Raw genomic sequence first — 25,094 nt, 5'->3', positions numbered from 1 at the left:
GCGGTTGACAACACTTGTTGCACTAAGGTCTAATTCGACATCGCATGTTGCGGTGCGGCTTGATGTCGTCGTTACCGCCGGCCGGCTGGCCGGTCACATCGCTCAATCATGCGGAGAGAAACCATGAGTCGCCGTTCCTTCCTGAAAGCCGTCGCGGTCGTTGCCGCGCTCGGCGCAAGCCTCGCACACGCGGACACCAGGACGCTCGTCGTCGGCACCGACACGTCGTTCATGCCGTTCGAGTTCAAGCAGGGCGACAAGTATGTCGGCTTCGATCTCGACCTGTGGGCGGAGATCGCGAAGGACCAGGGCTGGAAATACACGATCCAGCCGATGGATTTCGCGGGCCTGATCCCGGCGCTGCAGACGCAGAACATCGACGTCGCGCTGTCGGGGATGACGATCAAGGAAGAGCGCAAGAAGGCGATCGACTTCTCCGCGCCGTACTACGACAGCGGTCTCGCGGCGATGGTGCAGACCGGCAACACGACGGTCAAGTCGATCGACGACCTGAACGGCAAGGTGATCGCCGCGAAGACGGGCACCGCGACGATCGACTGGATCAAGGCGCACCTGAAGCCGAAGGAGATCCGCCAGTTCCCGAACATCGACCAGGCCTACCTCGCGCTCGAAGCCGGCCGGGTCGACGCGGCGATGCACGACACGCCGAACGTGCTGTTCTTCGTGAACAACGAAGGCAAGGGCAAGGTGAAGGTCGCGGGCCAGCCGGTCAGCGGCGACAAGTACGGGATGGGTTTCCCGAAGGGCAGCCCGCTCGTGCCGAAGGTCAACGCGTCGCTCGTGAAGATCAAGGCCGACGGCCGCTACGCGCAGATCTACAAGAAGTGGTTCGGCGCCGAGCCGCCGAAGATGTAAGCGCGACGGCGCACCATGGCGCGGCCGGGCGGCCGCGCCGGTCTTGAATCGAACGGGGAGCGACAAGTGAATTTCGATTGGTCGGCGATCTGGGCGGCGTTGCCGGACCTGATGGACGGGGTCCGGTTGACGGTGTTCATCGCATTTTTCGGGCTGGTGGGCGGCTTCATCGTCGGGATGATCGCGGGCATGTTCCGCGCATACGGACCGAAGGCGATGAACGTGCTCGCCCAGGTCTATATCGAGTTGATTCGCGGCACGCCGATCGTCGTGCAGGTGATGTTCCTGTACTTCGCGCTGCCGCTGCTCGCGCATATCCGCATCGACGGCCTGACGGCCGCGATCATCGCGATCACGGTGAATTCCGGCGCGTATCTCGCGGAAGTGGTGCGCGGCGCGCTGCTGTCGATCCCGAAGGGGCTGACGGAAGCGGGGCTCGCGATGGGGTTGTCGATGCCGCGCGTGCTGCTGAAGGTGGTCGGGCCGCTGGCGTTCCGGCGGCTGATTCCGCCGCTCGGCAACCAGTGCATCGTGAGCCTGAAGGACACGTCGCTGTTCATCGTGATCGGCGTCGGCGAACTGACGCGCAAGGGGCAGGAAATCATCGCGGGCAATTTCCAGGCGGTCGAGATCTGGAGCGCCGTGGCCGTCATCTACCTGCTGCTGACCGGCGCGATGACGCTGACGCTGCGGCTCGTCGAAAAGAGGATGAGAATTCTATGAGCATGATCGAATTCCAGAACGTGTCGAAGAGTTTTGGCCACGTGCCGGTGCTGAAGCACATCGACCTGAAGATCGACGCGGGCGAAGTGGTCGTCGTGATCGGCCCGTCCGGCTCGGGCAAGTCGACGATGCTGCGCTGTATCAACGCGCTCGAGAAAATCACCGGCGGCGAGCTGCTCGTCGACGGCCAGAGCGTGCGCGGCAATGCGACGACGATCCGCAACATCCGGCTCGAAGCCGGCATGGTGTTCCAGCAGTTCAACCTGTTTCCGCAAATGACCGCGCTCGAGAACGTGATGTTCGGGCCGATCCAGGTGCGCGGCGCGTCACGCGCCGACGCACGCGACCAGGCGATGGCGCTGTTCGACAAGGTCGGCCTCGAATCGCGCGCGAATCATTACCCGTCGGAGCTGTCGGGCGGCCAGCAGCAGCGCGTCGCGATCGCGCGTGCGCTCGCGATCCGGCCGCGGCTGATGCTGTTCGACGAGCCGACGTCGGCGCTCGATCCGGAATTGCGCCACGAAGTGCTGAAAGTGATGCAGGATCTCGCCAACGAAGGGATGACGATGATCGTCGTCACGCACGAGATCGGCTTCGCGAAACGGGTCGGCACGCGCCTGCTGTTCATGGATCAGGGCGGCATTGCCGAGGACGGCCATCCGGTCGACCTGATCGACCGGCCGCCGACCCCGCGCCTGAAGGAATTCCTGAAACACGTGTCCTGAACGAAACCGAAATGGCCGACATGCCGCTTTCCCTTTCCCCCGTCATCGCCGGCGCGCCGTTCGACATCGGCGTGCGCCTCGGCGAGCTCGCCCGTCCCGTGTTCGACGCCTACATGCGGCAGAGCAGCGCGTGGCAGGCCGTGCGCCGCTGGCGCGGCCATCCGTTCGTCGATGCGCTGCGGCAGGCGGCGCTGGCCGCGTACCCCGATCTCGTCGCGGAACTGGACGGGATCGCGGCGGGTGTCGGCTGGCCGGCCGGGGATATCTTCCTGTGGAACTGCCGCGGCGAGCTGATCCACAACGCGCCGGACGGCTGCACGACGCTTGCCGCGCGCGACGCGGCCGGCACGCGCTGGATCGCGCACAACGAGGACGGCGATCCGTTCCTGCGCGAGCGCTGCCTGCTCGTCGACGTGCAGCCCGTGGGCAAGCCGGGCTTCGTCAGTTTCTACTACCCGGGCTCGCTGCCGGGGCACACCTTTGCCGCGAACCGGGCCGGGATCGTGCAGGCGATCAACAACCTGCGGATCAGGCCGCCCGCGCCGGGCGTGCCGCGCATGATCCTGGCGCGCGCCGTGCTCGATGCGGCGTCGCTCGACGAGGCCGCCGACGTGCTGCGCGTGAATGCGCGCGCGAGCGGCTTTCACCATACGCTCGGCGCGACCGGCGACACGCGGCTGCTGAGCATCGAGGCGAGTGCTGCGCGCTGCTCGGTCGTCGACGTGGCGACGCTCGCCGGGCACGCGAATCATCTCGTGCATCCGGGCTGTGGAGCAGAGGCGCAGATCGTCACGCAATCGTCGGCCGACCGCCAGCGCCGCGTCGACGCGCTCGTTCCCGGGATCGACGCGATCGATGAAGCCGCGCTGCTGCGCGTGCTTGGCGATCGCGCACCGGCAGGGCTGCCGATCTACCGCGACGATCCTGCGGACCCGGACGACGAAAATACGCTGGCCACGGCCGTGTTCACGATCGGCGCGGCGTCGATCGACGTCACCATTCACCAACAAGGCACGCAGCGTTTCGCGACGCGCATCGTGCCGTCCGGACGCGCGCACGACGCATCCTGATCCATGAGGCAACGCATGACGACCGTTTTCCATCGCGCTCCGCGCGCCACCTTGCCCGTCGCCGTCGCAGGCGACGGCATCGAGATCATCGATTCGACCGGCAAACGCTATATCGACGCGTGCGGCGGCGCGGCCGTTTCGTGTCTCGGCCACAGCAACCAGCGCGTGATCGACGCGATCAAGCGGCAGGCGCAGCAACTGGCCTACGCGCACACGTCGTTCTTCACGACCGACGCGGCCGAGGAACTTGCCGACCGGCTCGTCGAAGCGGCGCCGGCCGGCCTCGAACACGTGTATTTCGTGTCGGGCGGCTCCGAGGCGGTCGAGGCTGCGCTGAAGCTCGCGCGCCAGTATTTCGTCGAGAAGGGCGAGCCGCAGCGCCGCCATTTCATCGCGCGACGCCAGAGCTATCACGGCAACACGCTCGGCGCGCTCGCGATCGGCGGAAATGCGTGGCGGCGCGAGCCGTTCCTGCCGCTGCTGATCGAGGCGCACCACGTGAGCCCGTGTTTTGCCTATCGCGACCAGCTGGCGGGCGAAACCGACGAAGCGTATGCGCAGCGCCTCGCGGACGAGCTTGAGCAGAAGATCGTCGAGCTCGGCGCGGACAACGTCGCGGCGTTCGTCGCGGAGACGGTGGTGGGCGCAACGGCCGGCGCGGTGCCGCCGGTGCGCACGTACCTGAAGAAGATTCGCGCGGTGTGCGACAAGTACGGCGTGCTGCTGATCCTCGACGAGATCATGTCGGGGATGGGCCGCACGGGCTACCTGTACGCGTGCGACGAAGACGGCGTCGCGCCCGATCTGCTGACGATCGCGAAAGGGCTCGGCGCGGGCTACCAGCCGATCGGCGCGACGCTGGTGAGCGACCGCATCTACCGGACGATCGTCGACGGCTCGGGTTTCTTCCAGCACGGCCACACGTACCTCGGCCATGCGACCGCGTGCGCGGCCGCGCTCGAAGTGCAGCGCGTGATCGCCGAAGAGAAGCTGCTCGACAACGTGAAGGCGCGCGGCGAGCAGTTGCGCGCGTCGCTGCGCGAGCATTACGGCGCGCATCCGCATGTGGGCGACGTGCGCGGCCGCGGGCTGTTCGTCGGCGTCGAGCTCGTGCGCGATCGCGACACGAAGGCGACGTTCGATCCCGCGCTGAAGCTGCACGCGGCGGTCAAGCGCGAAGCGATGCAGCGCGGGTTGATGGTGTATCCGATGGGCGGGACGATCGACGGCGTTCACGGCGATCACATCCTCATTGCGCCGCCTTTCATTTGCACCACGCAGCAGATCGACGCGATCGTCGAGCGGCTGTCGGGCGCGATCGACGCTGCGCTCGCGTCGGCCGGCGCGTGAGCGCATTCGTTGAACGTTCTCCGGAGATCGCCATGACCAACAGATTGCCTCCGTTCGATCCCGCATCGGCCACCGATGAGCAGAAGGCCGTGCTGGCCGACATCCTCAGCGGCCCGCGCGGCAACCTGAACGGGCCGTTTCTCGGCTGGATCGCGAGCCCCGAGCTGGCCCAGCACGCGCAGAAGCTCGGCGCGTTCTGCCGTTATCGCACGGGCCTGCCGCTGCGGTTGTCGGAACTCGCGATTCTCGTGACGGCCGCGCGCTGGCGCTCGCAGGCCGAGTGGCACATCCACCATCCGATCGCGCTCGAAGCGGGGGTGCCGGCCGCGACGGCCGACGCCATTCGGCTCGGCGTCGCGCCCGCATTCGAATCGGACGACGATGCGCTGATTCATGCATTCGCGAGCGAGTTGTACGACACGCGGCGCGTGAGCGACGCGACGTTCGAACGGGCGCAAGCGCGCTTCGGCCACGAAACCGTCGTGAATCTCGTTGCATTGCTCGGCTACTACGCGCTCGTCGCGATGACGCTGAACACGTTCGGCATGCGCGCGGACGGGCAGACCGAATTGCCGTTTCCGGAGTAAGGGCGGCGTTCCGGTCGTGCCGGAGCGGGGTGGCGATACGTCTGACGAACATCGTGACGACCTGCTGCCGGCACAATGCAACCAAATGTATTCATGCGGGATCGGCGGCCGATCGCCGCGTATGATGGCTTGTTCACGTCGACATGATCGGTGAGCAAGCATGACGAGTACCCGCAAGACCTTGATGATCGCCGGTGGGCTCCTGGTAGCCGCGGCCGGCACTGCCTACGTGATGCTCCTGCGCGCGGACCACCGTGCGATCGAAGACGCCGGCATCGGCGATTCGGCCGCACCGGCGGCCGTGGCACCCGCGAACAACGATCACGCGGTGCAGGGCGCCATCGCGCCGCCGGCCCCGGCGGCCCGGGCCGATACCGCATCGAAGCAGGCAGCCGTTTCCCCGCAGCCACCCGCCCCGGCAACGCCCGCACCCGCACCTGCACCCGCGCGTGTCAGTGCCGCACCCGCATCCGTCCCCGCCGTTCCTGTCGTCAGCGAGAAAGCGCAGCCGAGCGCGCCGCCGCCGAAGGTCAATGTCGTGACCATCGACGCGCAGGATTCGACCCCGCCGGCCGCAGCGCCGGCTGCGAAACCTGCCCGGGCGGTTGCCCCCGCGCAGGTCACGGAACGCGCGCCGCGCAAGCGCGACGGTCTCGAACGCCACGCGGCCGCCGCGCCTTCCGCAACGAAATCCGAAACGCCGGAGACGGCCGCGCTCGTGAGGGAATCGGCGAAGCTCGATCCGTCGTTGCCGCCGCCGCCTGCGTCGTCGATGTCGTCGACATCATCGATATCGTCGAGCGCCGGTTCGTACCGGCAGGGCGGTTCGTCGTCGGGCGCGAATCCGGTTGCCGCTGCGATGACCGAGCAACTGGTCAGGCAGTCGAGCAGTGTCAAGCCGCCGTCACCGGCGCCGGTGAACGACGCCCCGACCACGACCAAGTAACCGCGATCGCACTTGGAATAAAAAGGGCCCCGCACGCCGACCAAAGCATGCGGGGCCAAGAGAGACAAACCGTTATGCCGATGTGCGGCGCGCGTTACGCGGCGACCGCTTCCTCGGCCTGCGGTTGCGCGGCGGCAACCGGTGCAACGTCCTGCCGGATCAGGTGGTCGAACGCGCCGAGCGATGCCTTCGCGCCTTCACCCACCGCGATCACGATCTGCTTGAATGGCACCGTCGTCACGTCGCCGGCCGCGAACACGCCCGGCACCGACGTCGCGCCGCGCGCATCGACGACGATCTCGCCGTGCTTCGACAGTTCGACCGTACCTTTCAGCCATTCGGTGTTCGGCACGAGGCCGATCTGCACGAACACGCCTTCCAGATCGATGCGCTGCGTGTCGCCCGAGCGCAGATCCTTGTAGACGAGGCCGTTCAGCTTGCTGCCGTCGCCGGTCAGCTCGATCGTTTGCGCCTGCGTGACGATCGTGACGTTCGGCAGGCTGCGCAGCTTGCGCTGCAGCACTTCGTCCGCGCGCAGTTGCGCGCCGTATTCGATCAGCGTGACGGCCTTCACGATGCCGGCGAGGTCGATCGCGGCCTCGACGCCCGAGTTGCCGCCGCCGACCACCGCGACGCGCTTGCCCTTGAACAGCGGGCCGTCGCAGTGCGGGCAGTACGCGACACCGCGGTTGCGGTATTCGCGCTCGCCGGGCACGTTGATTTCGCGCCAGCGCGCGCCGGTCGCGAGGACGATCGTCTTCGCCTTCAGCACCGCGCCGTTCGCGAGGCGGATCTGGTGCACGTCGCCCGGAATCAGCGCATCGGCACGCTGCACGTCCATGATGTCGACGTCGTACTGCTTCACGTGCTGCTCGAGCGCGGTCGCGAACTTCGGCCCTTCGGTTTCCTGCACCGACACGAAGTTTTCGATTGCCATCGTGTCGAGCACCTGGCCGCCGAAACGCTCGGCGACGACGCCCGTCGCAATGCCCTTGCGTGCCGAGTAGATGGCGGCTGCCGCACCTGCCGGGCCGCCGCCGACGATCAGCGTATCGAACACCGGCTTGTTCTCGAGCGACTTCGCGGCACGTGCGCTGGCACCCGTATCGAGTTTCGCGAGGATTTCCTTCACGCTGCTGCGGCCCTGGCCGAACGACGCGCCGTTCAGGAACATCGTCGGCACGGCCATGATCTGGCGCGACTCGACTTCATCCTGGAACAGCGCGCCGTCGATCGCGACGTGGCGGATGCTCGGGTTGATCAGCGACATCACGTTCAGCGCCTGCACGACTTCCGGGCAGTTCTGGCACGACAGCGAGAAATACGTTTCGAACGCGTAGTCGCCGTCGAGCGCGCGGATCTGTTCGATCACGTCGTCGTCGAGCTTGATCGGGTGGCCGCCGGTCTGCAGCAGCGCGAGCACGAGCGACGTGAATTCATGGCCCATCGGGATGCCGGCGAAGCGGATGCCGGCCGGCTTGCCGGGCTCGCCGATCGAGAACGACGGCTTGCGCTCGGCGTCGTCGCGGCGTTCGGTCACGGTCACGCGATCCGTCAGCGACGCAATCTCGTTCAGCAGCGCCAGCAGTTCCTGCGATTTCGCGCCGTCGTCGAGCGAAGCGACGAGTTCGATCGGGCGCGTGATTTTTTCGAGGTACGCTTTCAGTTGGTTCTTGAGATTGGCATCGAGCATGGCGTTTCGGATTCCGTATTGATGATTCTGGTCGGGCACGTCGTGCCGGAGGAGGGCGCGGGCCGCATGCGGCGGCGGCCCGTCTTCGTGTGTCTCGCGCGCCTCGTGCGAGGCGCGCGGAGCGATCGTCAGATCTTGCCGATCAGGTCGAGCGACGGGGTCAGCGTTTCCGCGCCCGGCGTCCACTTGGCCGGGCACACTTCACCCGGGTGCGCCGCGATGTATTGCGCAGCCTGCACCTTGCGCAGCAGTTCGCCTGCGTCGCGGCCGATGCCGTTGTCGTGGATTTCGCACAGCTTGATCTCGCCTTCCGGGTTGATCACGAACGTGCCGCGCAGTGCCATCCCTTCTTCCTCGATCAGCACGTCGAAGTTGCGCGACAGCGTGAGGGTCGGGTCGCCGATCATCGGGTACTTGATCTTGCCGATCGTGTCCGACGTGTCGTGCCATGCCTTGTGCGTGAAGTGCGTGTCGGTCGACACGCCGTAGATTTCGACACCCAGCTTCTGGAATTCCGCGTAACGGTCGGCGAGGTCGCCCAGCTCGGTCGGGCAGACGAACGTGAAGTCGGCCGGGTAGAACACGACGACGGACCACTTGCCCTTGAAGTTCTCTTCCGAGACGGGCACGAAGTCGCCGTTGTGGTAAGCGGTTGCCTTGAACGGCTTGATTTGGGTGTTGATGATCGGCATCTGGTGAGTTCCTTTGCTTCAGTGGTGAGTGGAGTGTTGCCAGTATCCGGGTTCACCCTGAGCTTGTGAAATTGCTTGTTTCAATCCGGGGCATCGGGAATTTCTATCTGCTTCCGGCCCTTGATTGGGTGGGGCTTGGGGGGCTTGCGAGGCGGTGGGCGGATAGCCGATGAATGCGGGTTGACAGCGGGGCAGTTTGGCGTGACGTGCCGGCGCGAGTAGCTGGCACATTGCGTGCGCAGGATGGTCGTTTCGCGCGTTCGTATCAGGTGCTGCGGGAGGGCCGAGTTCCGGCGCATACAACGGGCTCGGACTCGGAGGTGACTTGGCGCTGACTCAGAGCTTGTAGGGCACGCGAACGCCGGGTTCGGTGGCAGGGAAGTTCTTCGTGTTGCGCGACACGAGCAGTAGACCGTTCACTTGTGCCGATGCCCAGACGATTGCATCGGGAAGGCGTATGCGGCGTTCCTTGCGGATTGTCACGGCACGATTCGCAACCGGGCTGTCCAGTGCGATGACATCGAACGACGACAGCCACGCGCGGATGGGTGCCTCGTCCTGTGCGGACGTGCCGACCAGGACCTCCATCCACGAGATCGTGCTGATCGCCCGATAGTCGTAGCGGCCCAGCTCCGCACGAGCGGATTCCACGCCGCCCAGATAGTCGATCAGGATGTTGGTATCGAAGAGAGCTTTTACCATTCCGAGCGCAGTTCTTCCTGATAGGTGAGCCCGTCGACCTTGCGATCTTTCCAGAGACCGAAGACGTCGTCGGCAAGCCGGTGCTTGTGCAAGGCAATATAGGCATCGATCGCGTCGCGGATGATTGCGGCGCGGGGACGATGTTGAGTCTCGACGATGACGGCCAACTCGTCGAGTTGGCCGTCCGACAGATCGACCAGAATTCGGCTCATGATAGCCTCCGATATATGATATGCATATCATATATACTAAATCTTTCGGCCGCAAGACGGTAGCAAGCGAATCGGCGCAGCGTACCCCGCTCACATCCCCGCCATCTTCCTCAACCACTCCGCCAGCCGCCGCGCCCCGTCCGGCATGTCCGCGTCCTCGCGCGTGCACAGGTAGTAATCGCGCCCGTCGTCGAGCGCGTGATCGAACAGTTTCACGAGCTCGCCATTCGCCAGTTCGCGTTCGACCAGCGGCGCGCGCAGCAATGCCGCGCCGAGATCCGCGCGCGCGGCGCTCAGCGTCAACTGGCCGTCCTCGAACATCGGCCCCACCGCATGCGACACATGCCGCACCCCGGCGCCCTGCAGCCAGTTGACCCACGTGCTGCGATCCTCGTCGTGCACGAGCGGCGCGCGCGAGAGATCGGCCGGCGTGCGGAACGGCCCGTGGCGCTTCAGGAACGACGGGCTGCACATCGGCACCATCGCGCCCGGCAGCAGGCGTTCGCAGCGATAGCCGGGCCAGTCGCCGGTGCCGAAGCGGATCGACAGGTCCGACGCATCGCTGCGGTAGTTGCGGTGATGCGCATACAACACCGTGACGTCGACGTCCGTGTTGTCGGCCAGGAACGCATGCAGCCGCGGAATGAACCAGCCGATGCCGAGCAACGGAATCAGGCTGACGGTGATCTGCCGCAGCGACGAGCGGTCGCGCACGAAGCGCGTCGCGCTGCGCAGCACCGAGAACGCGGCGCTGATCGAGCGGTAGTAATCGCGGCCTTCGTCGGTGAGCGCGAGCAGCCGGCCCTCGCGCACCGTCAGCGGCGTCTGGATGAACGCCTCGAGCAGCTGCAGCTGATGGCTGACCGCCGATGGCGTGATGTCGAGCTCGCCCGCGGCGGCGGTCACCGACCCGAGGCGCGCGAAGGCTTCGAACGCACGCACCGCGCGCAGCGGTGGATCGTGCGGCAATTGTTCGATATTTTTCATGTGTCGAATTTTATCGAAAAATCAGGGTAAGCGACAACACAAAAATATCCTGCATTTACAGTGATATAGGTTAATGTGTCGCCAACGGTATAAGCATCCAACAATTGGATATTTGGGGTTTGGGTGCTCAATATTTAATATTTTTCATGTTTTGATTCGATCCACCGATCCCCGCACATGAAAATCGCTTTCCTCCACGCCAGCCTCGCATTCTCGGCGGCCGCCCTGGTCGCCTCGGTTCCCGCCTTCGCGCAATCCGCGCCGCAGACGGTCCTGATCGGTCTCGCCGCGCCGCTCACCGGCCCGTCCGCGCGGATCGGCAAGGACCTGCAGAACGGCGCGCAACTCGCAATCGACGATGCGAACGCGAAGCATCCGACCATCGGCGGCAAGCCGGTCGTCTACAAGCTCGTTGCGGCCGACGATCAATCGGATCCGCGCACGGCCGTCGCGGTTGCGCAGCAGCTCGTCGACCAGCACGTGATCGGCGTCGTCGGCCACTGGAACACGGGCTGCAGCGTGCCGGCATCGCGCGTCTACCGCGATGCGGGCATCCCGCAGATCGCGCCGGCGTCCACCGGACATCAATACACGCAGCAGGGCTATGCGACGGCGTTCCGCATCATGGGTCACGACGATGCGGGCGGCAACTTCACGGGTGCGTATGCGGTGAAGACGCTGAAGGCGAAGCGTATCGCGGTGATCGACGATCGCACGTCGTTCGGCGCGGGGCTCGCCGACCAGTTCATCAAGGGCGTGCAGGCGAACGGCGGGGCGATCGTCGATCGCCAGTACGTGAACGACAAGACGACCGATTTCAGCGGCGTGCTGACCGCGATCAAGGGCAAGCGCGCGGATCTCGTGTTCTTCGGCGGCCTCGATGCACAAGCCGCGCCGATCGCGCGCCGGATGCGCCAGCTCGGCGTGAACGCGCCGCTGCTCGGCGCGGGCGGCTTCGTGAGCCAGACCTTCCTGTCGCTCGCGGGCAAGGACGGCGACGGCGTGACGGCGCTCGAACCGGGCCTGCCGCTCGACCGGATGCCGGGCGGCAAGGCATTCGACACGCAATACCAGGCGCGCTTCCGTGCGCCGATCGAACTGCATGCGCCGTTCGCGTACGACGCGGCGGCCACGCTGATTGCGGCCGCGCAGAAGACCGGCACGACGCAGCCGGCGAAGCTGGTCGCCGCGGTGCGTGCGATCGACCGGCCCGGCGTGACGGGGCGGATCGCGTTCGACGGCGAAGGCAACCTGAAGGACCCGGCCTTCACGATCTACCAGGTGCGCGGCGGCAAGTGGGCCGTCGTCGACGTGCTCGGCGGCTCGCGCACCGCGACCAAGTAAACAACACGGCGCGACACAGCGCGATACATCGATAAAACGACCCGGACGATCCCCATGACCGAAGCGACCCAGACATCCGCCGCCGCACCCGAGGACACGCGCCTCGGGATCCTCGCGCGGCGCCGCATCGAAGCGGAAATCATCAAGCCGATCTACGAGATCATGAAGCGCGAGTTCGGCGCCGAGCGCGCGCAGGCCGTGATCGCGGAAGCCGTGCGCGGCGCGGCCGTCGACGCCGGCCGCACGTTCGCCGCACAGGAGCCGGGCGGCACGAGCGTGAAGTCGTTCATCGCGCTGCAGGTGCTGTGGGAGAAGGACGATGCGCTCGACGTCGAGGTGCGGCGCGCGGACGATGCGCACTACGACTACGACGTGCATCGCTGCAGCTACGCGGAGATGTATCACGCGATGGGGCTCGGCGAGATCGGGCATCTGCTGAGCTGCGCGCGCGACAGCCATTTCATCCAGGGTTATGCGCCGGACATCGCGCTCACGCGCACGAGCACGATCATGCAGGGCGGCAAGCGCTGCGATTTCCGTTACGCACTGCAATCCGCGCCGGAGAACGGCGATGCGTGACGATCACGGCAGCGTGGATAACGCGAGCGCGCCGCGCGTCGACGGCGATCGCCTGTGGGCGTCGCTCGAGCGGATGGCGCAGATCGGCGCGACGCCGAAGGGTGGCGTCTGCCGTCTTGCGCTGACCGACCTCGATCGCGAGTCGCGCGACCTGTTCGTGCAATGGGCGCAGGACGCCGGCTGCACGGTGCGCGTGGACCGGATGGGCAACGTGTTCGCACGCCGCCCGGGGCGCAATCCCGACGCCGCGCCGGTCATGACGGGCTCGCACGCCGATTCGCAGCCGACGGGCGGCCGCTACGACGGCATCTACGGCGTGCTCGGCGGGCTCGAGGTCGTGCGCGCGCTGAACGACGCGGGCGTCGAGACCGAGCGCCCGATCGACGTCGTGATCTGGACCAACGAGGAAGGCTCGCGTTTTGCGCCGGCGATGGTATCGGCCGGTGTGTTCTCGGGGGTCTATACGCTCGAATACGGGCTGTCGCGCACCGACGGCGCGGGCAGGACGATCGGCGAGGAACTGGCGCGGATCGGCTACGCGGGCACCGAGCCCGTCGGCGGCTATCCGGTGCACGCGGCGTATGAACTGCATATCGAGCAGGGCCCGATTCTCGAACGGGCCGGCAAGACGATCGGCGTCGTGACGGGCGGGCAGGGGCAGCGCTGGTACGAAGTGACGCTTACCGGCGTCGACGCGCACGCGGGCACGACGCCGATGGAGGTCCGCCGCGATGCGCTGGTCGGCGCCGCGCGGATGATCTCGTTCATCGAGGTGCTCGGCCGCCGTTACGCGCCGGACGCACGCGCGACGGTCGGGATGATCGAGGCGCGGCCGAACTCGCGCAACACGGTGCCGGGCGGCTGCTTCTTCACGGTCGAGTTTCGTCATCCGGACGATGCGGTGCTCGACGAACTGGACGCGGCGCTGCGTGCCGAACTTGCGCGTGTGGCCGATGAAACGGGCCTCGGTGCGCAGATCGAGCAGATTTTCACGTATGCGCCGATCCCGTTCGCGCCGCGCTGCATCGACGCCGTGCGTGACGCGGCACGGGCGCTCGGGCTGTCGCACATGGACATCGTGTCCGGCGCGGGTCATGACGCGTGTTATGTCGCGCGCGTTGCGCCGACCGGGATGATCTTCGTGCCGTGCGTCGACGGGTTGAGCCACAACGAGGCCGAAGCGATTACGCCCGAGTGGGCGGCGGCGGGGGCGGATGTGCTGTTGCGTGCGGTGTTGCGGAGCGCGCAAGAGGCCTGAGCCCGAGCGTGACGGCAGCGGCCCGGCGGCAGGGTGTGCGCCGGGCCGCGCCGGTTTCGGCCTGGCGCCGCGAACGCGAAATTCGCGTCAGGCCACCGGCGAATGCCGATCGATGTATCGGCGCATCACGTAAAACGCAGTATCGGTGCGCCCCGGCATCGTGACCAAGGCACCATCGGCCGCAAACCCGAGCTTTTCATAGAACCGGTACGCCACTTCGCGTGCCGTACACCACACGAGCGCGGCCTCGTGCGCTTGCGCATGCCGCACGCATACCTGCACCAGCACGCGCCCGAAGCCCATGCCGCGCACGGCAGGATGAACGGCCATTCCGCGAAGCCGCCACGCGGGCCGTGCCGGATCGTCGTCGCGCGGCTCCTCGCAGAGCGAGGCGACCGCCACGATGTTCGACCGGTTGTCGCGCACGCCGACATGCAGCGTCGTCGGCGCATGGTCGCCAGCCAGTTCGCATGCGTTCAGGTCGCCGTTCAGCAGGATCGCTGCCCGGAGCGGGTGCGTCTGCGCGGCGTCGATCGATGCGATGGTGAACAGCGTGTCGCCTGAAGTCATCAACGTTCCTCGTGCAGTCGGGCCGCGCGTTATCGAGCGGCCTTGCGCCGCGCCATATACGCGAGATACGCGACGATCTGTTCGAGTTCCCGGTCGCTCAACTGGTCGGGCGGAAACGCCGGCATGACGCGGCCCGGCCAGTCGCGCACCGATGCCGGGTTGCGGATGTAGCGGCGCAGCGCGGCCGGCTGGAAGTAGTCGACCGGGTTCATCGGCGTGTTCAGGTCAGGGCCGGCATGGCTGCTGCCCGCGCCGTCGAGCCGGTGGCACGCGAGGCATTGCGTGACGAACAGGTGCTGCCCCGCGCGGGCCGGATCGTCGGCGGGCAACGCGGCATCCACGGCAAGCGACGGCCAGCGCGCGAGCGGCGACGATTCGATCGTGACGCGCACGATCTGGTACGGCCACTGCTCGCCGCGCACCGACGCGGCGTCCGGCCCGAGCCACACCAGATAAAACGGCCCCGCACTGACCTGCTTGCCGGGCAGCTTCGGCCATGGATGGGCCGGGTCCTCGATCGCGAGCCACGGAACGGCACCGGCCGGCGCACGGCGGCGCACGAGATCCAGCGGCAGTTGCGCGGCGAAGCCGTCGGCGGCGCGCGTTTCGAGCACGCCGTCGGCGGGCAGCGGCGTGTCGCCGAGCAGCGCGGCGAACGGCACCGCGCGGAACGTCATCGGCCGGCCGTACGCGATGTCGCGCGGCACACGGATGTCCGTCGCGTCGGGGCGTGCGAGCAGCGTCTGCCGGGTGAGGGTGCGGGCCGAGCCGTCGGTGTCGAGTTCGAGCGTGGACTGGGCCGACGCGCGTTGTCCGAGCAGGCAAACCGTCAGCAGCACGAGCGAAAACCACTGGCGCTTCAGCATTCGTTCTCCGGGAAGGGGCGTTCCGGCGGCGGCAGGAGGCGGGGCGCCGCGGCCGATGGAAGGAATCGGGCGACAGTCTATCCGGTACGCGCGGCGCTGGCGACTGCGGCGCGGGACGGATGACCGGTTCCGCGCGACGGTGTATCGTGCTTCGTCCCGCACCGGGTGCGGCCAGCCGCAACCGACGCCGGGCCGCGGGCGCGAGGATACCGTCGGCGCCGCGCGGCCCGGCGGCATTCAACGAGACCGGACAACACGCATGGACTCCCCGGCAGAGCGGGCGCTTGTCCATATCCGACGATCGTGGCCGCCGGCGCGATCGAACGCATCGCCGTCGACCGCATCGTGACGCCGGCCGTGCTTGGCCGCGCGCGCGACGGCACACTGGACTATCAGACGGCCAAATGGGTGTGGCATTGCATGGCGCGGTTTGGACTGGAGCGCGAAAACGCGGACTGACCGCACCCATCCGGCATGAGCCGCGCGCCACCGGCGCGATGTCGCTTCAATGACTCGAGCAAGGCGCTTCGCGTTTCGGCATCGGCGTGTCACGCGCCGGTTCGAAATCGGCTTCGCGCGTGCCCGACGGCGTCAGCGACACGAAATGCATCGCGTTGCCGCGCGCCGGGAAACCGGCGATGCCCGTCATGCCCCACGGAATCGGCGAACGCTGCACGCCGCCGATCGCGATCTCCGCCGGCCCGAGCGCCAGCGTCAGCAGCCGCCCGTCGCGGATCGGCACGTACGCATGCGTGCCGGACACCCCGATGCCGGATTCGCGCACCGACGCCGGCAGGCAGTCGAGCGTCGCCGTGCGGCGGCCGTCCGGCGCGATCAGCATCGCGATGCCGCGATCGTCCGCCGTCGTCGTGACGACGATGAAGCGGTCGATCTCCGGCACATACGCCGACGCGTAAACGTAGTACTGGATCGCGTCGTTCAGCGTCCCCAGCTTGTCCAGCTTCGCGGTGACCGGGTCGAACATCGCGTATTCGAGTATCGCGTCCGTGCTGCCTTCGATGAACTTCTGCCACACGAGCAGCGCGGCATGCGGCGAGCCCGCGACCACGGGCCACCACTCGCGGCGGTGCGGCGCGACCGCGACGTGGTTCAGCACGCGCCCGGCCGCGTCGTAGGTCTTCACGTAGACACCGTTGCCGGTGCCGAGGTTGTCGACGCCGCCGCCGTCGATCCAGTCGGCGGAATAGAACACGACGAAGCGGTCGGCAGCCGTGGCGACGTGCCCCGAGTGGCCGCCCGATTCGACGTCGTTCGGGTAGGGCTTGACCGGCTTCAGGTCGCGGCGGTACACGCCGTAGCGCTGGCTGACTTCCTGCGGCGCGTTCCAGCCGTCCTCGAACGTGACGAAGATGTCGCCGCGCGCGTTCTGCGCGATCGACACGGGTTCCTGCGCCTCGGGGCGGCTGATGAACGTACGGACGTGCAGCAGGTGCGCCGCGCCGGGCAGCCATTCGCCGACGTACACGTCATGCGGCCAGTTGCCGCTGCGCATCGCGCCGCGCGGCACGATGCCCGAGCTGCTGAAGAACACCCAGCGCTTGCCGCTGCCGGCGTCGGCCACGCCGATGCCGTGCATGAAGCTGCGCGGATCGGCGGTCGGGTGGGGGGACGGGGCGGCCGGCACGGTGACCGTATGCACGGCCGGCGTGGCGGCGAAGGCCGGCGGCGCCGTGACGATGCCGCATGCGCCGCACAGCGCGGCCGCGACGCACCGCGCGACCGCCTGCGCCGGGCGCGCTCGCCACCTCATTCGACGGTCACCGATTTCGCGAGGTTGCGCGGCTTGTCGACGTCGGCGCCGCGCGCGCAGCCGACGTGATACGCGAGCAGTTGCAGCGGGATCACGTTGACGATCGGCGACAGCAGGTCGCTCGATTCGCGCACGCGGATCAGGTGCGTGTCGCGGTCGGCGTCGATGTCGAGTGCGCTGCCCGCCAGCACGTAGAGCCGCCCGCCGCGCGCGCGCACCTCGGCCATGTTGGACTTCAGCTTCTGGAACAGGCGGTCGTCCGGCGCGATCGTGACGACCGGCATCGCGCTCGTGACGAGCGCGAGCGGGCCGTGCTTCAGTTCGCCGGCCGCATAACCTTCGGCGTGGATGTACGACACCTCCTTGAGCTTCAGTGCGCCTTCCAGCGCGATCGGAAAATGAATGCCGCGCCCGAGGAACAGCGCGTTTTCGGTACGCGCGAATTTCGCGGCCCAGCCCATGATCTGCGTTTCGAGCGCGAGCGCGTGGCCGATGCGCTCGGGAAGCGCACGCAACTGTTTCAGGTGCAGCGCGACCTGCGCCGCGTCGAGCCGGCCGCGCAGCTGCGCGAGCGTCAGCGTCAGCACGAACAGCGCGACGAGCTGCGTCGTGAACGCCTTCGTCGACGCGACGCCGAGCTCGATGCCGGCCCGTGTCAGGAACCGCAGCGGCGCGTTGCGTGCGATCGTGCTGGTCGCCACGTTGCAGATCGCCATCGACAGTTCCTGGCCCATGTCGCGTGCCCGTTCGATCGCGCCGATCGTGTCGGCGGTTTCGCCCGATTGCGAGATGCCGACGACGAGCGTGCGCGGATCGGCCACCGTGTCGCGGTAGCGGAATTCGCTGGCGATCTCGACCTGGGCGGGCACGCCCGCGATCGACTCGAGCCAGTATTTCGCGGTCAGGCCCGCGTAGTAGCTGGTGCCGCAGCCGAGCAGCAGCACGCTCCTGACTCTCGACAGTCGCGCGCGCGCGGCGTCGGTCGCGTCGAACAGCGCCGGCGAGATCGTGTCGATGCCGTCGAGCGTGTTGTCGATCGCCTTCGGCTGCTCGAAGATCTCCTTCTGCATGAAGTGCTGGTACGGGCCGAGCGCGGCGTCGCCTTCGCGCGCCTTCACCTGGCACAGCGGGCGCTGGGCGTCGTGCCCGCCCGAGTCGACCACGGCGATGCGCTCCGGCGTGATCAGCGCGACGTCGCCGTCCTCCAGGTAAACGAAGCGGTCGGTCAGGTCGCCGAGCGCCGCGCAATCCGACGCGAGGTAGTTCTGTTCGGCCCCGATGCCGATCACGAGCGGCGAGCCCGCGCGCGCGGCGACGAGGCGCTGCGGCTCGCGCGCGCTCAGCACGGCGATCGCATACGCGCCGTGCAGCCGCTTCACCGCGCGCACGACCGCGTCGAACAGGTCGTCGCGATAGAGGCTGTGGATCAGGTGCGCGATCACCTCGGTATCGGTCTGGCCGCGAAACGTGTAGCCGCGCTCGCGCAACTCCACGCGCAGCGCGTCGTGGTTCTCGATGATGCCGTTGTGCACGACCGCGATCGTGTCGCCGGACATGATCGGATGCGCGTTCATTTCCGACGGTGCGCCGTGTGTCGCCCAGCGCGTATGCGCGATGCAGGTCTGCGCCTCGAGGCCCAGCGTCAGCACGCGGGCCTGCAGGTCGGTCACGCGCCGCAGCGTGCGCTCGCTGCGCAGGCGGCCGTCGTCCTGCACGGCGATGCCGCACGAATCGTAGCCGCGATACTCGAGCCGGCTCAGCGCATTGACCAGTTGCGGCACCTGATTGTTCAGGCCGCTTGCTCCGACGATTCCGCACATGATTCACCTCGTCTGCAAAAAACTGCAAAAGGTTGCCGGCCTGCCGGCACAGCGCGGCAGTGCGGCTTCAGGAGGGGCGCCGCGCGGCACCGATGCGGCCCCGTGCGCGGCGGCGCGGCTCCGCTGACCTACTCGCGGGGCGGCGGCCCCGCGTGGGCGACCCATTCGATGCCTGAAATCGAGCCGTTCGCGTCGTGCGACGCGACGAGAATGCGCGTCGTGCGGCGCGCGCCGCGCCGACGGGCGCTGGCCAGTACGGTCGGCGGCACCGAGCGCACCTTTGCGCTGGCCGAACGCCGCAGCATCTTCGACACGCGCAGCCGGAAGGCCAGCGGATGCACGACGCGCCCGGCGATCAGCCACATGACGATGGCGCCCGCGATGATCGCGATGCTGGTCGCGTAGAACACCATCTGTTCGATCGGCATCTCGGCCGGGTTGAACGGCAGCAGGTAGCGATACGTATAGATGCAGATCGACGCCCATACGGCGCCCACCAGCGCGGGCCGCACGAGACGGAACCAGACGACCTGCGCGAGCCCGGCGACGCGGCCGCGTTCGGTGATCATTTCGCGCGGCGTGCGCAGGGAGAGGTCAATAATCGGCGCGTTCTTCATGTTGAATGCCTCGGTCGGGGCTGACCCACACGGCCCGCTTGCCGCGGCCCCGCAGCACGACGGCCGGCAGGGCGACGACGGTGGTGATCATGCTGATCAGCCAGAAAGCAACGGGGTACCAGATGGTGTCCAGGAAGTACATCAGGAGTTTTTCGTCATACTGACGATCGATCATGCTGCCGATGATCAGTTGCAGGATGCAGGTCGCAACCAGCAACATCCCGTGCCAGTGCGGCACGACCGATACGTGCCAGCTCAGCGGCAGCGGATAGACGACGTCCACCAGCGCGAGCAGCAGGATGAACGACATCGAATAGGCCCACGCGATGCCGATCAGGTACTCGGCGAACAGCGGCCACATCATCATCTGCGTCGGCCGCGCGAGCGTGCCCGCATATTTCAGCAGTACCTGGATGCCGCCTTTCGACCAGCGCAGCCGCTGCCGGTAGAGCCCCATCAGCGTCTCGGGCATCAGGATCCAGCTGAGCGCGTGCGGCTCGTATACGACGCGCCAGTCGCGGCATTGCAGCTTCCAGCTGATGTCGATGTCCTCGGTCAGCATGTCCGCGCTCCAGTAGCCGACGTCGGCGAGCGCGGTCTTGCGGAACATCGTGACGACGCCGGACACCGTGAAGATGCGGCCGTACACCTGCTGCGTGCGCTTGATCAGCCCGACGATCGACGAGAATTCGCCGACCTGCATGCGGCCGAGCAGCGAGGTGCGCGTGCGGATGCGCGGATTGCCGGTCACGGCGCCGACGCCAGGGTCGGTCAGGAAGTGCTCGAGCATCCAGCCGATCGCATCGTGCGCGAGCAGCGAATCGCCGTCGATGCACAGCAGGTATTCCGCGTTCGACATCGCGGCCGCGGTCGTGAGCCCGACCGCCTTGCCTTCGTTGCGCGCGTGATGGATCACGAGCAGCCGCGGGATCTCGACGGCCAGCTCGTTGAGGATCTCGCCGGTGCGATCCTGGCTGCCGTCGTTGACCGCGATGATGTCGTAGTTCGGGTAGTCCATCGCGTTCAGGTGCCGGATCACGCTCTGCGCGTTCGCTGCCTCGTTGAAGCACGGCACGACGATCGAGATCTTCGGGATCCCGCTCGCCGCGATCGTGCGCGTCGACAGCACGCGCCCTTCCTCGAGGAGGAAGTAATGGACGACGCCGCCGATCATCCACAGGTACGACATGAAGAACGGGTAGTAGAAGACGAAATCCTGCAGGCGCTGGATGATGCCGTGGCTGGTCATGGCGTCTTCGTCCCCTGTGTTTTCTGCATCTGCATCAGCGCGTTGATGGAGGTCGGATCGAGGCGCGACTTCAGCGACATCACGTCGCGCATCGTGTCGAGATCCGGCTGGTTGTTCAGGAAGTTGTCCGGGTAGTAGCCGAAGTTCACCGCGCCCTTGCTGCGCAGGCGCCGCATCTGCGCGAGCAGCGCGGTGCCGCCGATGTCCTTGCGCGCGTGCCAGTCGTACGACTGCAGTTCGAACACGGTGCGCCTGGTGCCGAGCTGTTTCGCGCGGACGGCGTCGACGAGCTGGTCCATCCAGCGCTCGGGGTCCTGCGCCTGTTCCATGTACGGCATCGCCATCAGCGCGACGAAGTCGTAGGTGGCGAGGAAATCGTCGTAGTTCTGCGCGAACCACGCTTCCGATTCCGGCTTCAGCACCGGCAGCGCGAAGATGTTGCGCGCCGTCAGCACGTCGCCCGCGTTCTGGTTCGCGAGCACGATCTGTTCCAGCTGGCGCGTCAGGTCGATCAGGTAGCGGCTTTTCTGCCGCGTCCAGCGCTTCATCAGGTCGGGTGTCGCGCGGATCTTGCCGATGTCGGCCGGCAGGCCCCATTGCGCATACGTGCTCAGCGCGTGCCGGCCGGCGTCTTCGTAATCGTCGAGCACGGCGTCGTCGCTGAACAGGATGCCGCTGAACGACGCGTACTTGCCGAGATCCTCGTAGATCTGCTCGATGAACAGCCGCGCTTCGGGGTCGAACGGGCTCAGGCGGTACACGCGCGAGCCGTTCTCGCGCGCCGGCGCGCCGCCGTATGCGCTGACGGCTTCCAGGCCGCGATGCTTGTCCGCCCGCGGCCGGAACGCGAGCACCGGCATCCACGCATACACCTGCACGTTCGAGCGCGTGCTGAGCTGCCAGGCGGCGCGCGAGAACAGGTCGCCGCGCATCGGCAGGTGCCGGTTCGGGAAATACAGCGATTCCGCGACACCCGTGCCCTTCGGGTCGGCGTACGCCTGCAGGTATACCGATTTCGGCTGCATCCGGTAGATGCGCTCGATCAGCTTGCCGAGATTCGCTTCCTGGCGCGCCGGATCGGGATCGTAGACCTGGTCGAGATCGACCTGCACGACGCGCTCGGGAATGTCGACGTCGCCGCGGTTGGAGGCCGGCTCGCGCATCGACCGCTCGAACCCGCCGATGTCGACGTCGTACATCATCAGGATCCGCCGCAACCGGTCGAGCGGCACGTCCGGCGTATTCGGGCCGGCATCGAGGCTGAACTGGATGTCCATGCCGAGCGACGTCGAGATCTTGCGCACGGGCTGGTTTTCCGCGCCGTACGGCCAGACCATCGAGCGTGCGACGATGCCGGTGCGTTCGCGGATCTGCCGCACGCATGTCTGCAGGTCGTCGTGCACGCGCGCTTCGAATTCGGCGTCGGTTTCATAGCGTTTCTGGTCCTGCAGGTAGAGGTGCGACGTGGTCGCCGGCAGTTCGTTGCCTTGCGGATTCGCGACCGCGCCGTGATGAAGGTTGTGCGTGTGGCACCCGAGCTCGACGAATTCCGACTGGCCGACCTTCTTCACCTGGTCCCACGTCATGAAGTAGTCGCGCGGCATCTGGACCTTGTCGCTGATCTTGATCGGCGTATCCAGCGGCGCGTCGATCCAGGCGGTGACGATGCCCATCACGGCCGGATACTTGAAGCGCTCGAGCAGCGGCAGGACTTTCGTGTAGTGGCTGCTGTAGCCGTCGTCGAACGTGAGCAGCACCGCGCGCGGCGGCAGCGGCTTGCCGCCGTGTCGTGACGCTTCGATCTGCCTGACCGTCACGGTGTGGTAGTTGTTGGTCTGCAGCCACGAGAAGATGGCCGTCAGCGTGCCGGTATCGACCGCGTACGGATCGACCATCGTCGACGACGAGAACGTCGCGAGCAGGTTGTCGCGCACGTCATGCATGCAGATCACGCGGAACGTCTTGCCGTCGACCGGATCGGACGGCGGCAGCAGGTCGATCATCCTGGCGTTCGACACGCCGGGGAACAACGAACAGGCCGCAAACGTACCGAGGCATCCGCACATGAAGGTCCGTCTGGATTGCATTGTCCGATCTCCTTGCTAGAACGGCAGGTTGACCGACAGGAAGCCGGTTTCGGAGCGCTCGCGCTGGCCGTCGTACGCATGACTGCTGATTTCGACGCCGTAGGTCAGCGTGATGTCGTGCTTGAACGTCCACGCGTGCTCGAGGCGCGCGGTCCACAGCGGGCTCGTGCCGAAGCCGCGCTCGTTGTAAACACCGCCTGACGCCGACAGGCGCTGCTGCAGCGACATGTCGCCCTTCTTCCACAGCGTCAGCTGGTGCATGACGGTCGCCGCGGCCGCATAGTCGCGGCCCGGGTTGAAGTAGGGGGCGTCCTGCCGCGTGTTGCTGTCGGTGCCGAGGTCCAGCGATACGTTGACGAGCTGGGTGGCGGACGTGTACACGCGCTGCGTGGCGGTCGCGGAAATCTCCTGGTGCAGGTTCGAATCGCTGTAGCGGCTCACGCCGTAGCTCAGCTTGACTTCGCGGCGGTCGCTCTGGCGATACACGACCGAGACGTTCGCGGAGCGGCCCCAGATGTGCGCCGCATACGCCTTCCACGGCAGCGAGTTGTCGTTGGTGTCGAGCCCGGCCCCCACCGTCCAGTAGTCGTTCAGCGCGTACGCGATCGACCCGCGGCCGCCGGTTCGGCCGTCCGCGCCGAACGAGCGCGTGACTTCGCCCAGCACGGTGAGCGGGCCGTGCCGGTAGTCGCCGCCGACGCCCGTGCGCGTGCGGCTGATGTTGCCGCCGTCGGTTTGGGCATGGCCGAAGAACGTATGCGAGAAGACCCGCCAGTTGTCGCCGAACGGTTGCGAATACACATAGCTGTCCGACGTGAAGCTGTTGTCGGCCAGCGCGCTGTTGCCGTGCTCGAAGCTCAGGTCGGTCGTGAACACGGGGCTGCGATACGCCTTGTAGTCGCGCTTGAACCCGCGCACGGCGCCGCTGTCCGGGAACGTGTTGCCGAGGGTCTGGTCGACGTTCCTCGCGCTCGCGTAATCGTCTGCCGTCAGCGATGCGCGGCCGAGCCCCGCGAGCATCTCGACGCTGTCCGGGTGGTCGGTCAGCGACGCGCGATACATCGCGATCGCCTGGCGCGGGTGCGACTGGCCCGAGACGGCGTCGGCATGCGCGGCGCGGACTTCCGCGTTGAACGGCACTTCCTTCTCGAGTTTTTCCAGCGAGGCGATCCCTTCGTCCACCCGGCCCGTGTAGATCAGGTATTGCGCGCGCAGCCGGTAGTAGCGCAGGTAGTCGTCGTTTTCCGGCCCCCAGGTGCGCACGTCCTTGGCCGGCGGCAGCGATTTGCCCATGTCCTCGAGCGCCAGGTTCGCATCGGCCGCGCGTCCCTGGTCGACGTACGACCAGAACAGCCCCTCGCGCAATTCGATCGGGCGCGTGCGTGCGCCGTACTGGAAGCCGCGCGTCGCGATGTCGGCCTGCGGCGCGGTCGCCTGCTTCAGCGCGCGCTGGTATACCGCGTTGGCCTTGCCCGGTTCGCTCAGGTACAGGTACGCGTCGCCGACGGCCGCCAGTGCGTCGATCGAGATCTCCGCGTCCGGCGGGATCGTCTCGAACGTCGCGACGGCCTGCTTCATCTCGCCGCGTGCCGCCAGCGCTACGGTCCGGTCGCCGGCGAGCGCCGTCCTGACCGGCGAATACTCGGGCGTGGACGGCATCCGCTTGTCGAGGTCGTTCGCGGCGGCGAGCGCGTTGTCGATCCCGTCGAAGCGGTCGGGGCTCGTCATCGAGCGCGACTTGTCGCGTCCGCCGCGCACCTGCTGGCGGATCGACAGTTCCTCGAGCCGCGCGAGATCAACCGCGGAGAACACGTCGGGGCGCGCTTTCGCTTCCTCCAGCGCCTTGACCGCGCCGCCGCTCGACGCGAGACCGAACACGTCATTGCGGACCGTGGCCGGATCGGCGGTGCGGAGGTCGGGTATCTGCGCGTTCGGCGCCTGGGCTTCGGGTACCTGGGAGGCTGGCGGCTGCGCGCCGGGGGCCTGCGCGTTCGGCGCCGGCATGCCCGGTGTCGATGGGCTCGACGTCGGCGCCCCCGGTGTTTGCGGATCGGGAGGCTGACCGGGCTGAGAAGCGGCAGGAGTCGACGTGTCGGACATCTGCGCACTCGATGCCTGCGCGATCAGCGTCCGCGCATTCGGCGGTTGCACATCCGGCGCGGGCGAACCCTGTGCCGACACGTCGGGCGGCCTCCGGTCCGGTGCGCCGGCGGACCCGGCGATTTCACTGATGCGGCCCGACTCCGTATCGCCTTCGGCGGAGAAGCAGGGGCCGGACGCGACGAGCAGCAATACCAGTGGCGCATGCAGGAGGATCCGCCGGTTGGACGGAGCGACGGCCGTGCAGGATTGTTGATGATTGTTGGCCAC

At 67.2% G+C, this 25,094-nt stretch carries 24 protein-coding genes; 11 read left to right on the top strand and 13 right to left on the bottom strand.

The features are described from left to right. Positions 1-123: 123 nt before the first annotated feature. The 7 genes from glnH (at position 124) to ACTJLD_RS28480 (ending at position 6,277) form a co-directional block, all read left to right on the top strand. Positions 124-876 (top strand): glutamine ABC transporter substrate-binding protein GlnH, encoded by a 753-nt coding sequence (glnH, locus tag ACTJLD_RS28510; protein WP_027791282.1) that lies wholly within the window; start codon positions 124-126, stop codon positions 874-876. Positions 877-891: 15 nt separating this feature from the next. Next, complete coding sequence (gene glnP, locus ACTJLD_RS28505) at positions 892-1,599, top strand: glutamine ABC transporter permease GlnP (protein WP_021160890.1); 708 nt, start codon at positions 892-894, stop codon at positions 1,597-1,599. Continuing rightward, positions 1,596-2,324 (top strand): glutamine ABC transporter ATP-binding protein GlnQ, encoded by a 729-nt coding sequence (glnQ, locus tag ACTJLD_RS28500; protein ID WP_440660134.1) that lies wholly within the window; start codon positions 1,596-1,598, stop codon positions 2,322-2,324. Before glnP ends, glnQ begins: the two co-directional genes overlap by 4 nt. 20 nt (positions 2,325-2,344) lie before the next feature. Next, on the top strand, positions 2,345-3,394 hold the full coding sequence (locus ACTJLD_RS28495) for a C45 family autoproteolytic acyltransferase/hydolase (RefSeq protein ID WP_440660193.1): 1,050 nt from the start codon (positions 2,345-2,347) through the stop codon (positions 3,392-3,394). 15 nt (positions 3,395-3,409) lie between these two features. Further along, positions 3,410-4,744 (top strand): aspartate aminotransferase family protein, encoded by a 1,335-nt coding sequence (locus ACTJLD_RS28490; RefSeq protein ID WP_440660132.1) that lies wholly within the window; start codon positions 3,410-3,412, stop codon positions 4,742-4,744. 32 nt (positions 4,745-4,776) lie between these two features. After that, the gene (locus ACTJLD_RS28485; protein ID WP_440660130.1) at positions 4,777-5,331 is read left to right on the top strand and encodes a carboxymuconolactone decarboxylase family protein; all 555 of its coding nucleotides are present in this window, start codon (positions 4,777-4,779) and stop codon (positions 5,329-5,331) included. Between the two features lie 160 nt (positions 5,332-5,491). Next, complete coding sequence (locus ACTJLD_RS28480; RefSeq protein WP_334065906.1) at positions 5,492-6,277, top strand: extensin; 786 nt, start codon at positions 5,492-5,494, stop codon at positions 6,275-6,277. A 94-nt stretch (positions 6,278-6,371) separates the two neighbouring features. On the opposite strand, the gene ahpF is transcribed toward ACTJLD_RS28480, so the two are convergent. The 5 genes from ahpF to ACTJLD_RS28455 form a co-directional block, all read right to left on the bottom strand. Then, on the bottom strand, positions 6,372-7,970 hold the full coding sequence (ahpF, locus tag ACTJLD_RS28475; protein ID WP_440660128.1) for an alkyl hydroperoxide reductase subunit F: 1,599 nt from the start codon (positions 7,968-7,970) through the stop codon (positions 6,372-6,374). Between the two features lie 128 nt (positions 7,971-8,098). Further along, complete coding sequence (gene ahpC / locus ACTJLD_RS28470) at positions 8,099-8,662, bottom strand: alkyl hydroperoxide reductase subunit C (RefSeq protein ID WP_006488685.1); 564 nt, start codon at positions 8,660-8,662, stop codon at positions 8,099-8,101. 336 nt (positions 8,663-8,998) lie between these two features. Then, positions 8,999-9,364: a type II toxin-antitoxin system VapC family toxin gene (locus tag ACTJLD_RS28465; RefSeq protein WP_333974240.1), complete on the bottom strand. Its 366-nt coding sequence runs from the start codon at positions 9,362-9,364 to the stop codon at positions 8,999-9,001. After that, positions 9,358-9,576 (bottom strand): hypothetical protein, encoded by a 219-nt coding sequence (locus ACTJLD_RS28460; RefSeq protein ID WP_021160898.1) that lies wholly within the window; start codon positions 9,574-9,576, stop codon positions 9,358-9,360. The genes ACTJLD_RS28465 and ACTJLD_RS28460 overlap by 7 nt, the downstream gene beginning before the upstream one ends. A 90-nt stretch (positions 9,577-9,666) precedes the next feature. Then, positions 9,667-10,563, bottom strand: coding sequence for a LysR substrate-binding domain-containing protein (locus tag ACTJLD_RS28455; RefSeq protein ID WP_060219579.1), 897 nt, complete (start codon positions 10,561-10,563; stop codon positions 9,667-9,669). Between the two features lie 177 nt (positions 10,564-10,740). On the opposite strand from ACTJLD_RS28455, the gene ACTJLD_RS28450 reads away from it, so the two are divergent. Genes ACTJLD_RS28450 through ACTJLD_RS28440 form a run of 3 tightly spaced genes read left to right on the top strand, consistent with a single transcriptional unit; the run spans position 10,741 to position 13,744 of the window. Next, on the top strand, positions 10,741-11,907 hold the full coding sequence (locus tag ACTJLD_RS28450) for a branched-chain amino acid ABC transporter substrate-binding protein (protein ID WP_440660126.1): 1,167 nt from the start codon (positions 10,741-10,743) through the stop codon (positions 11,905-11,907). 54 nt (positions 11,908-11,961) lie between these two features. Then, entirely contained in the window at positions 11,962-12,486 is a 525-nt protein-coding gene (locus ACTJLD_RS28445) for an L-2-amino-thiazoline-4-carboxylic acid hydrolase (RefSeq protein WP_021160901.1), read from the top strand. After that, complete coding sequence (locus ACTJLD_RS28440; protein ID WP_124838299.1) at positions 12,479-13,744, top strand: Zn-dependent hydrolase; 1,266 nt, start codon at positions 12,479-12,481, stop codon at positions 13,742-13,744. Before ACTJLD_RS28445 ends, ACTJLD_RS28440 begins: the two co-directional genes overlap by 8 nt. An 87-nt stretch (positions 13,745-13,831) precedes the next feature. On the opposite strand, the gene ACTJLD_RS28435 is transcribed toward ACTJLD_RS28440, so the two are convergent. Both ACTJLD_RS28435 and ACTJLD_RS28430 read right to left on the bottom strand, forming a co-directional pair. Beyond that, a complete protein-coding gene (locus ACTJLD_RS28435) occupies positions 13,832-14,314 on the bottom strand; it encodes a GNAT family N-acetyltransferase (protein WP_440660124.1) in 483 nt (160 codons plus the stop codon). A gap of 29 nt (positions 14,315-14,343) precedes the next feature. Further along, positions 14,344-15,180, bottom strand: a complete 837-nt coding sequence (locus ACTJLD_RS28430; RefSeq protein ID WP_440660122.1) for a c-type cytochrome — start codon at positions 15,178-15,180, stop codon at positions 14,344-14,346. Positions 15,181-15,483: 303 nt separating this feature from the next. Here ACTJLD_RS28430 and ACTJLD_RS28425 point away from each other — a divergent pair, with 303 nt between their 5' ends. Continuing rightward, a complete protein-coding gene (locus tag ACTJLD_RS28425; RefSeq protein ID WP_155637429.1) occupies positions 15,484-15,639 on the top strand; it encodes a hypothetical protein in 156 nt (51 codons plus the stop codon). 46 nt (positions 15,640-15,685) lie between these two features. Here the strand turns inward: ACTJLD_RS28425 and ACTJLD_RS28420 are convergent, their stop codons facing one another. The 6 genes from ACTJLD_RS28420 to pgaA form a co-directional block, all read right to left on the bottom strand. Then, the gene (locus tag ACTJLD_RS28420) at positions 15,686-16,951 is read right to left on the bottom strand and encodes a hypothetical protein (protein ID WP_440660120.1); all 1,266 of its coding nucleotides are present in this window, start codon (positions 16,949-16,951) and stop codon (positions 15,686-15,688) included. Further along, positions 16,948-18,771: a glutamine--fructose-6-phosphate transaminase (isomerizing) gene (gene glmS, locus ACTJLD_RS28415; protein WP_027791295.1), complete on the bottom strand. Its 1,824-nt coding sequence runs from the start codon at positions 18,769-18,771 to the stop codon at positions 16,948-16,950. Before glmS ends, ACTJLD_RS28420 begins: the two co-directional genes overlap by 4 nt. A gap of 128 nt (positions 18,772-18,899) precedes the next feature. Beyond that, positions 18,900-19,388, bottom strand: coding sequence for a hypothetical protein (locus ACTJLD_RS28410; protein ID WP_027791296.1), 489 nt, complete (start codon positions 19,386-19,388; stop codon positions 18,900-18,902). Beyond that, complete coding sequence (pgaC, locus tag ACTJLD_RS28405; RefSeq protein ID WP_440660118.1) at positions 19,366-20,637, bottom strand: poly-beta-1,6-N-acetyl-D-glucosamine synthase; 1,272 nt, start codon at positions 20,635-20,637, stop codon at positions 19,366-19,368. The genes ACTJLD_RS28410 and pgaC overlap by 23 nt, the downstream gene beginning before the upstream one ends. Next, positions 20,634-22,724 (bottom strand): poly-beta-1,6-N-acetyl-D-glucosamine N-deacetylase PgaB, encoded by a 2,091-nt coding sequence (gene pgaB / locus ACTJLD_RS28400; RefSeq protein ID WP_027791298.1) that lies wholly within the window; start codon positions 22,722-22,724, stop codon positions 20,634-20,636. The genes pgaC and pgaB overlap by 4 nt, the downstream gene beginning before the upstream one ends. Before the next feature lie 15 nt (positions 22,725-22,739). Beyond that, positions 22,740-25,094: a poly-beta-1,6 N-acetyl-D-glucosamine export porin PgaA gene (gene pgaA, locus ACTJLD_RS28395; RefSeq protein WP_440660115.1), complete on the bottom strand. Its 2,355-nt coding sequence runs from the start codon at positions 25,092-25,094 to the stop codon at positions 22,740-22,742.

The sequence above is a fragment of the Burkholderia sp. 22088 genome (assembly GCF_052045915.1).
GTDB classification, from domain to species: Bacteria; Pseudomonadota; Gammaproteobacteria; order Burkholderiales; family Burkholderiaceae; genus Burkholderia; species Burkholderia cepacia.
The sequence above is the reverse complement of the archived record's forward strand: the minus strand, read 5'-3'. Positions and strand labels throughout refer to the sequence as shown.

Excerpts from the sequence above, each read along its gene's own strand:
- glnH (WP_027791282.1), top strand. The coding sequence starts at position 124 with ATGAGTCGCCGTTCCTTCCTGAAAGCCGTCGCGGTCGTTGCCGCGCTC.
- glnP (WP_021160890.1), top strand. The coding sequence starts at position 892 with ATGGCGCGGCCGGGCGGCCGCGCCGGTCTTGAATCGAACGGGGAGCGA.
- glnQ (WP_440660134.1), top strand. The coding sequence starts at position 1,596 with ATGAGCATGATCGAATTCCAGAACGTGTCGAAGAGTTTTGGCCACGTG.
- ACTJLD_RS28495 (WP_440660193.1), top strand. The coding sequence starts at position 2,345 with ATGCCGCTTTCCCTTTCCCCCGTCATCGCCGGCGCGCCGTTCGACATC.
- ACTJLD_RS28490 (WP_440660132.1), top strand. The coding sequence starts at position 3,410 with ATGACGACCGTTTTCCATCGCGCTCCGCGCGCCACCTTGCCCGTCGCC.
- ACTJLD_RS28485 (WP_440660130.1), top strand. The coding sequence starts at position 4,777 with ATGACCAACAGATTGCCTCCGTTCGATCCCGCATCGGCCACCGATGAG.
- ACTJLD_RS28480 (WP_334065906.1), top strand. The coding sequence starts at position 5,492 with ATGACGAGTACCCGCAAGACCTTGATGATCGCCGGTGGGCTCCTGGTA.
- ahpF (WP_440660128.1), bottom strand. The coding sequence starts at position 7,970 with ATGCTCGATGCCAATCTCAAGAACCAACTGAAAGCGTACCTCGAAAAA.
- ahpC (WP_006488685.1), bottom strand. The coding sequence starts at position 8,662 with ATGCCGATCATCAACACCCAAATCAAGCCGTTCAAGGCAACCGCTTAC.
- ACTJLD_RS28465 (WP_333974240.1), bottom strand. The coding sequence starts at position 9,364 with ATGGTAAAAGCTCTCTTCGATACCAACATCCTGATCGACTATCTGGGC.
- ACTJLD_RS28460 (WP_021160898.1), bottom strand. The coding sequence starts at position 9,576 with ATGAGCCGAATTCTGGTCGATCTGTCGGACGGCCAACTCGACGAGTTG.
- ACTJLD_RS28455 (WP_060219579.1), bottom strand. The coding sequence starts at position 10,563 with ATGAAAAATATCGAACAATTGCCGCACGATCCACCGCTGCGCGCGGTG.
- ACTJLD_RS28450 (WP_440660126.1), top strand. The coding sequence starts at position 10,741 with ATGAAAATCGCTTTCCTCCACGCCAGCCTCGCATTCTCGGCGGCCGCC.
- ACTJLD_RS28445 (WP_021160901.1), top strand. The coding sequence starts at position 11,962 with ATGACCGAAGCGACCCAGACATCCGCCGCCGCACCCGAGGACACGCGC.
- ACTJLD_RS28440 (WP_124838299.1), top strand. The coding sequence starts at position 12,479 with ATGCGTGACGATCACGGCAGCGTGGATAACGCGAGCGCGCCGCGCGTC.
- ACTJLD_RS28435 (WP_440660124.1), bottom strand. The coding sequence starts at position 14,314 with ATGACTTCAGGCGACACGCTGTTCACCATCGCATCGATCGACGCCGCG.
- ACTJLD_RS28430 (WP_440660122.1), bottom strand. The coding sequence starts at position 15,180 with ATGCTGAAGCGCCAGTGGTTTTCGCTCGTGCTGCTGACGGTTTGCCTG.
- ACTJLD_RS28420 (WP_440660120.1), bottom strand. The coding sequence starts at position 16,951 with ATGAGGTGGCGAGCGCGCCCGGCGCAGGCGGTCGCGCGGTGCGTCGCG.
- glmS (WP_027791295.1), bottom strand. The coding sequence starts at position 18,771 with ATGTGCGGAATCGTCGGAGCAAGCGGCCTGAACAATCAGGTGCCGCAA.
- ACTJLD_RS28410 (WP_027791296.1), bottom strand. The coding sequence starts at position 19,388 with ATGAAGAACGCGCCGATTATTGACCTCTCCCTGCGCACGCCGCGCGAA.
- pgaC (WP_440660118.1), bottom strand. The coding sequence starts at position 20,637 with ATGACCAGCCACGGCATCATCCAGCGCCTGCAGGATTTCGTCTTCTAC.
- pgaB (WP_027791298.1), bottom strand. The coding sequence starts at position 22,724 with ATGCAATCCAGACGGACCTTCATGTGCGGATGCCTCGGTACGTTTGCG.